This window comes from uncultured Faecalicoccus sp., from assembly GCF_944325745.1.
GTDB lineage: Bacteria > Bacillota_I > Bacilli_A > Erysipelotrichales > Erysipelotrichaceae > Faecalicoccus.
Genome location: NZ_CALVBG010000065.1, coordinates 1 through 6,462, shown reverse-complemented (window position 1 = coordinate 6,462; position 6,462 = coordinate 1). Strand labels below are relative to the sequence as shown.

General features: G+C 43.6%; 5 protein-coding genes. All 5 read right to left on the bottom strand.

The window, feature by feature from the left end; all coding sequences use genetic code 11:
* Positions 1–479: type II secretion system F family protein (locus Q0J48_RS06205; protein ID WP_296242567.1), on the bottom strand; the 479-nt coding region annotated here is incomplete at its 3' end.
* Between the two features lie 11 nt (positions 480–490).
* Positions 491–1,399, bottom strand: a complete 909-nt coding sequence (locus Q0J48_RS06200) for a transglutaminase family protein (RefSeq protein WP_296242564.1) — start codon at positions 1,397–1,399, stop codon at positions 491–493.
* A gap of 223 nt (positions 1,400–1,622) precedes the next feature.
* Positions 1,623–3,668 carry a GGDEF domain-containing protein gene (locus tag Q0J48_RS06195; protein ID WP_296242563.1) on the bottom strand — a complete coding sequence of 682 codons (2,046 nt, stop codon included), beginning with the start codon at positions 3,666–3,668 and terminating at the stop codon, positions 1,623–1,625.
* Positions 3,665–5,947, bottom strand: a complete 2,283-nt coding sequence (locus Q0J48_RS06190) for a GGDEF and EAL domain-containing protein (RefSeq protein WP_296242561.1) — start codon at positions 5,945–5,947, stop codon at positions 3,665–3,667. The genes Q0J48_RS06195 and Q0J48_RS06190 overlap by 4 nt, the downstream gene beginning before the upstream one ends.
* 48 nt (positions 5,948–5,995) lie before the next feature.
* Positions 5,996–6,462 (bottom strand): HD-GYP domain-containing protein (locus Q0J48_RS06185; protein ID WP_296242560.1); only part of this gene is annotated, 467 nt, incomplete at its 5' end.

Sequence of the window (6,462 nt, the reverse complement as noted above, 5' to 3'; positions counted from 1 at the left end):
CTGATTTGGCCAAACAACATGCCAAAGCGCATAACCGAAGGCATGGCTCCTGTACTGGCCAAAACATCTTCAAAAATCGGCAGCACTTTAAAAACCATGACCCCGACGATCAGAAACATCATGACCAACAAGATAAACGGATACGTGGCCGCTTCTTTGAGCTGACGCTGCATATCATTTTGGCGCTGATAGTATTTGACCAGTTCTTTGAGCACTTCATCCAAATGGCCGCTGAGTTCTCCCATCCGCACCATTTGTTCCATATACGGATCAAAAGCCTGGGTATGAAGTACGGCCGCATAAAAGGTTCCTTCCTGGACCAAGGTCTCGCGCATCGACTGGACCGTTTCTTTCAAGGCTTGGGACGGCAGTTCCTGAGCAATGATCTGCAGCCCTTCTTCGATCCCTAAACCGCTCGATAAGATCGTTTCCAGTTCCCCGGCAAAGATCTGTTTTTCCTGTAGTGAGAGCTTTTTCATAGATTGACCTCCTAATAACGATAGACTTCTTCGTATTTTCCTTCGTAGTCCGTATTGCGGGCATCGGAAAATGTCGGGTCCACTAATGACCAGTCATGTTCTGTAAAATATATCTTCGGGTTGATCCACCCTTGTCCTTCCAAATAGATCTCGACCCAGGCATGATACTCGATATCCGTCCACCCTACGATCACACGGGCCGGAAATCCCTGGATCCGGCAAAGAGCCGCCAATAAGGATGCGTAATCAAAACAGATCCCTTCTCCGGATTCGATCGCTTCATCCAGATCTGGCAATACATAAGCATCCTGGACTTCTACCGCTTTATCGTCATCATAATCCAAGGTATCGACCACATACTGAAACAGATGAGCCAGTCTAGTCAAATCATCGGTATCGTCTTTGACCAGATCAAATGAGATCGCAACCACTTTTGAATCGGGCGCATAGTTTACCACTTGATTCGGATACAAGAAAGGATCAAATTCATTTTCTAACGATACCTCGACCTGGACGCTGGCGCTGATCGCATAACGCGTACCTTCGATCTGTTGAAGAATCTTAAAGGTATAAAGCCCATTCCCCATCTGTAAAGGAAATTCGATATAGGCAGAATCGGTTATATCGTAGTTATATTTTTTGTCATCTTTTAAGACCTGGATCTTTGATTTTCCGGTATCCGTCAGTTTGCGAGCCCCGATATAGCCTTGCGAAACATTAGAGTAATCAATTTCGACAACACCATCGCTCAAGACGTTGACACCAGGAAAGGCGGGCCAATGCACTTGTTCTAAAGTGGCCCCTTCGCTTTCTGGATAGGTGCTTGGATATGACTCTTCCGAGCCGCCTGAACAGCCGCTCACCGCCAAAAAAAAGACCAGGATCAGTAGAAACCATCGCTTTTTCATAGTTATTTTCATTATATCAAAATCCCATTCGAAAGTTAAAAACAAGCCCTTAGGAACACCTTACTCTGCGTTTTGTCAAAGATTTCAACTTTTATACTTTGCGTTTTATTGGAATCGCAGTTAGTCTAAGAAAAAATCTCCAAAGAAAAGAAAATGACATTCTTTGTATTCCTGCTTATATGGCATTTTGTTTATAAGCGCCAAAAAAGCCCACAAGATTCGTGGGCTTTCTTACTTATGAGCACTCTTCATCAATGGCCGCATCATAGAGGGCAAAGTTATTTTTGCCTTGGTTTTTGATGCGATACAACGCCTTATCCGCTTTCTGATATAACGTTTCGATCTGCTGGCCATCCTTAGGAGCAATCGCGATCCCGATCGATGCCTTGAGTTCGATGCGATGTTCAGAATCCTCATAGACAAAGACCAGCTGTTGTAACAGGCGCTCCATCAGTTTCGGCAACACTTTTTCGTCTTTGATATTTTTCATAAAGACCACAAATTCATCGCCCCCAAACCGGGAAATGATATCCGTGCTTCGAAAATAATGGGTCAAGGCATTGCCGACATCAACCAATGCCTTATCGCCGACGATATGTCCAAATGTATCATTGACTTCTTTAAAATCATCCAGATCGATCAATAAAAAGGCAGAAACTTCTTCTTGGCCTTCCTGATCAAAATATTCTTTGATCTGGGTCTCACAGGCATAACGGTTAGAAAGGCCGGTCAGATGATCGGTATTGGCCTGGATTCGGATCAATTCCATCTGCCGTTTCTCTTCTTCTTCCTGCAAGTATTGTTCGGTCACATCGGATATCATCAACAGTACCAGGTCTTGGGAACGGTCAAAATAATGGTATTGAAACAACATGCGCCGGTAGGAACCTTCATTTTCGATGCCTAAGCTGAAGTAATACAGTTTCTCTTTCTGCAAAGACGTTAAGATCTTTTGCGGAAGCATATTCACCCTGGCTGCCGCTTGATCTTCCGGCACGACGAACCCTTCGATATAATTGGCTACCGTTTGGGCATACGATTGCGTGGCTTTCTTGTCAAAGCGCATGCCTTTGACGCGCAAAGGAATGAACAAGTCATTTTTCATATCGATATAACACAAGATCTGATAGTTGTTTTCGATATAGCGTGACATGATCATCTGCACAAAATGCCCCGGATCCATGCTTTGGATCGTCGCCAGGATATGATCTTTTTCCTCGCGGGAAGGCATCAAAGTAATGCGGTCCCAGCCAAAAGGCGTCTTCTTTTCATCGAGCTGGATCTCGATCGTTTCCTGATCCGACATCGTCTGCAGATGAGAAGGTGAGAAGAAATCTTTAAGACTCTGCTTCTCACTTTGAGAATATCGTGTATAAAGCGAGCTCACAAATTCAGCGATCGTTTGATCTTGCCCATGCATAAAATGCACTTGTTGGTGATCCAGATCAATATCCAAAACATCCGTATGTGAACCCGATAAGATCTTCAATAACGCTTCCTTTTCTTCCCGAACCTTCGTCATGGCTTTTTCATCCGTGATATCAATAAACCACAACAACAGCCGGTCTTTTTGATTGAAACGAGCCGTGGAACCAATGATTCGCATCCATTTCGAATCAATACACAGTTCGATGGATTGTTGTTTCTTGTCCGGATCCCAATGCACAAGAAAAGACTGGAACGCCTGAAAGTCTGAAGCGCTCATATGCCCCTGGACCATCGCAATCAGATCCCCTTGAGCCGGGGTCTTTGAAACAATTTTTTGACGGCCAAAGATCAAAGAATACGAGTAGGTTTGTACATCCACTTCACACATCGCCTCATAAGCATGCATGACTATGGAAGAATACTTTTTGAATTTAAAAAAGTCCAGAATCTGATAAGCTTCCCCCAAATGAGTATTTTCCTTGACCAGATCGGTTACATCTTGATGATAGCCCTGCAGTTCCATAAAAGATTCGTTCTGATCTACAAGCTGTCCGGCACAGCGTACATAGCGACACCCGAGCTGCGGATGATACCAAGGGTATTCCACTTCGATATCCTGTCCCATGCGAATATTCGCAATCGCTTCTTGGATATAACCTGTATAAGAAGGGTGTATGCCTTGCCACCAAAGGGTATAAGCCTGGATCGGATCGGTATCTTCGGGAATCCCCATCAGCTGACACATCGTCGAATCGGCAAACAGTTTGTGATCTTGCCCCTGAAAATCGATCTGGATCGACCAGATCCCCATTTTGGCATTTTTTAGGATCGATTCAATATGCAGTCGTTTCATGCTTTCCCCTCCCGACTTTCTAGATAAAGTGTAGTAAAGTCTTCTGCCGGTAATGGACGGCTGTATAGATATCCTTGTCCGTAATCACATTGCAGGCTGCGGATCAAGGCCTCGTCTTCCTGGGTCTCGACCCCTTCTGCGACTGTACGAAGCTCCAGCCGCTTGGCAAGCTGGATCACAGTTTCCATGATCACTTTTTCTTTGCTGTTTCTCTGACTGGAAACTGTCATCAAAAATCCGCGATCGATCTTCAATTCATCGATATCCAATTTACTCAATGTATTCAATGAGGAATATCCGCTTCCAAAATCATCCATAGAGATATGGAATCCCAAGGATTTCAATTGTCGAATCCGCTCATTAAAACGATCCACATCCTCCAAAGCAGTTCCTTCCAAGATCTCTAATGTAATCAAAGAAGCCGGAACCTGATAACGTTTTAAAATGTCTTGTAAATCTTGAAGATAGCGGCCGTCGAAGAAAATTCGTTTGGTTTGATTGATGGAGATCTCCACCGGTTCGATTTTCTGATCCAGCCAAGATCGGATCCAGCCGCAAACCTTCTCAAACATATATAGATCCAACTTGGCACAAAAACCATTGTTTTCAAATAAAGGAATAAAATCTCCCGGAACAATGATCGATCCGTCCGAACGCTGCCAGCGGACCAGAGCTTCGGCTCCTGCCAGCTTTCCAGTCTCCAGATCCATCTTCGGCTGCAAATACACTTTGAATTCCTGATTCTCCAAAGCCTGATACATATTGCCTTCGATATAATTGTTCATGACTTCTTGCTCATGGAGTTTGGCATCAAAAAACCAAATCGTATTCTGGTGCGTTTCTTTCGCTTTATCCAGCGCATACATCACATGTGTCATCATCTGATCAAAGCTGTAGACCATTTTTCTTTGGTCCGAGATCACGGCCCCGCAGCTCATCATGATCCGATAATTCTGATCAGAAATTTCTTCATAATTTGTGATCTTATCCAAGATCTCCTGCAAGCGTCTTTGAAGGACATTTTCATCCCGGTCAAAAAGATACAGATAGAAGAAATCCGCACTTTCCCGACAGAAGAATTCTCCCTTTTTCAAAGAAGAGGCAATTTGATCGGCCATATGTTTCAAGAAACGATCGGCAGCTTCTCGTCCAAAGATCTCATTGATGAATTTGAACTGACGGACATTTAAACAAGTCAAGCACCCGTCAGGATGCTGCGAAACGCGCTTTTTTGCCAATTGTTGAAAATAGATGAAATTATAATACCCTGTCAATTGATCATGGTAAGCCAGCTGGAACAGCTGATGATTGTGCTTGCCGACCATCCGGTATCCATAAAACAAGATAAAGGCCACTAAGCCGACCACGATCAAAAAGAAGATTGCCAGGATCTCCACGATCTGATACACAAAGGCATTGCTTTGCTGGACAGAGTTGACACTGCACATATACCAGTTGTTGATGCCGACAGGAGCTAAATACATACGATAGGGAATCGAATCATAAACAAAGGAAAAGTAAAGCGATTCCTGTTTCTTCATCGCTTCCTGATATTCTTCTTTATGAAACTGCAATTCACCATATGTCGGATCAAAGATGGAATCCACATCATGGTCATTGATCGGATCGCTTGAGCGAATCAAAAAATCGCCTTGGGAATTCAATAAATGAATTCTTCCGGTTCCGCCCATAACGCCTTCCCCATCTAAAATATCGCCAAAGATTTCCACGTGGTCTGTAGCGGCCAAAGCCCCCAAGATCTGATTTCCCTTATACACGGGAACACTGTAAAGGAACACTTTTTCCTGTGTATAATCTCCAACAAAAAGATTGGATAGACCGTTTTCTCCCTGGAAAGACTTTTGCACGACACGCTGGATCTCATCGTTCAAATCGGATAAATTGACGTTCCAACTTGGATCGTGTCCCAAAGTCACGATAAAGCCTTGTCCGGAAGTAGAAAAATAACACATGGACAAAAAGTCATTGTCACGATTGGCTTCATCTAAGATCGTCACAAAATTATCATTCATTTCCAAATTGGAATCACTGATCAATGTGGCGGCCGTATCCAAAAGCTGATAATCCGAATCGATCTGCTTATTGAGGCGTTTGACATATTCATCCGTTTCTGCCTGCATATTTTCCTGTGTTGCACCCTCCAAGGTAGAAGAGATCATATTCACAAAGACAAAGCCTGCCATCACTAGCGCAAAACCAACGCCAATGGCGAAGCCCATCATTCTCTGCAGTCTTTTCTTCAATACTTTTTCATCCATGTTTTTACTCCATTATTATTATACCATAGTAAAAGACCAAAAAATGACTCACTCTCGTTCGGTATCCTGATTCGAATAACGGATCTGTAAACGAGATTCCTGTATCATGCGAATAAACGCATCCACACAATGCGGATCAAACTGACGCCCGGCCTGTTCATCCAAGATTTGCAATGCTTCATAAACTGACATGGCCTTTTTATAGGAACGTTTTGAAATCATCGCATCGAAAGAATCCACAACACAAAGGATCCTTCCCAAAAGCGGGATATCTTCTCCCTTCAATCGGCGAGGATAGCCGGTCCCGTCGTATCTTTCATGATGTGAGATGACTGCCGGCACAACATATTCCATGGCTGGCAGATGACGTATGATATCGACTGCATTTTCTACATGTCGTTTCATTTCTTCATATTCTTCTGAATTCAAGCGTCCTGGTTTATTCAAGATATATTCCGAAATTCCGATCTTCCCGATATCATGCAGCAAGCCGGCCTCATAGACCATGTTTTCCA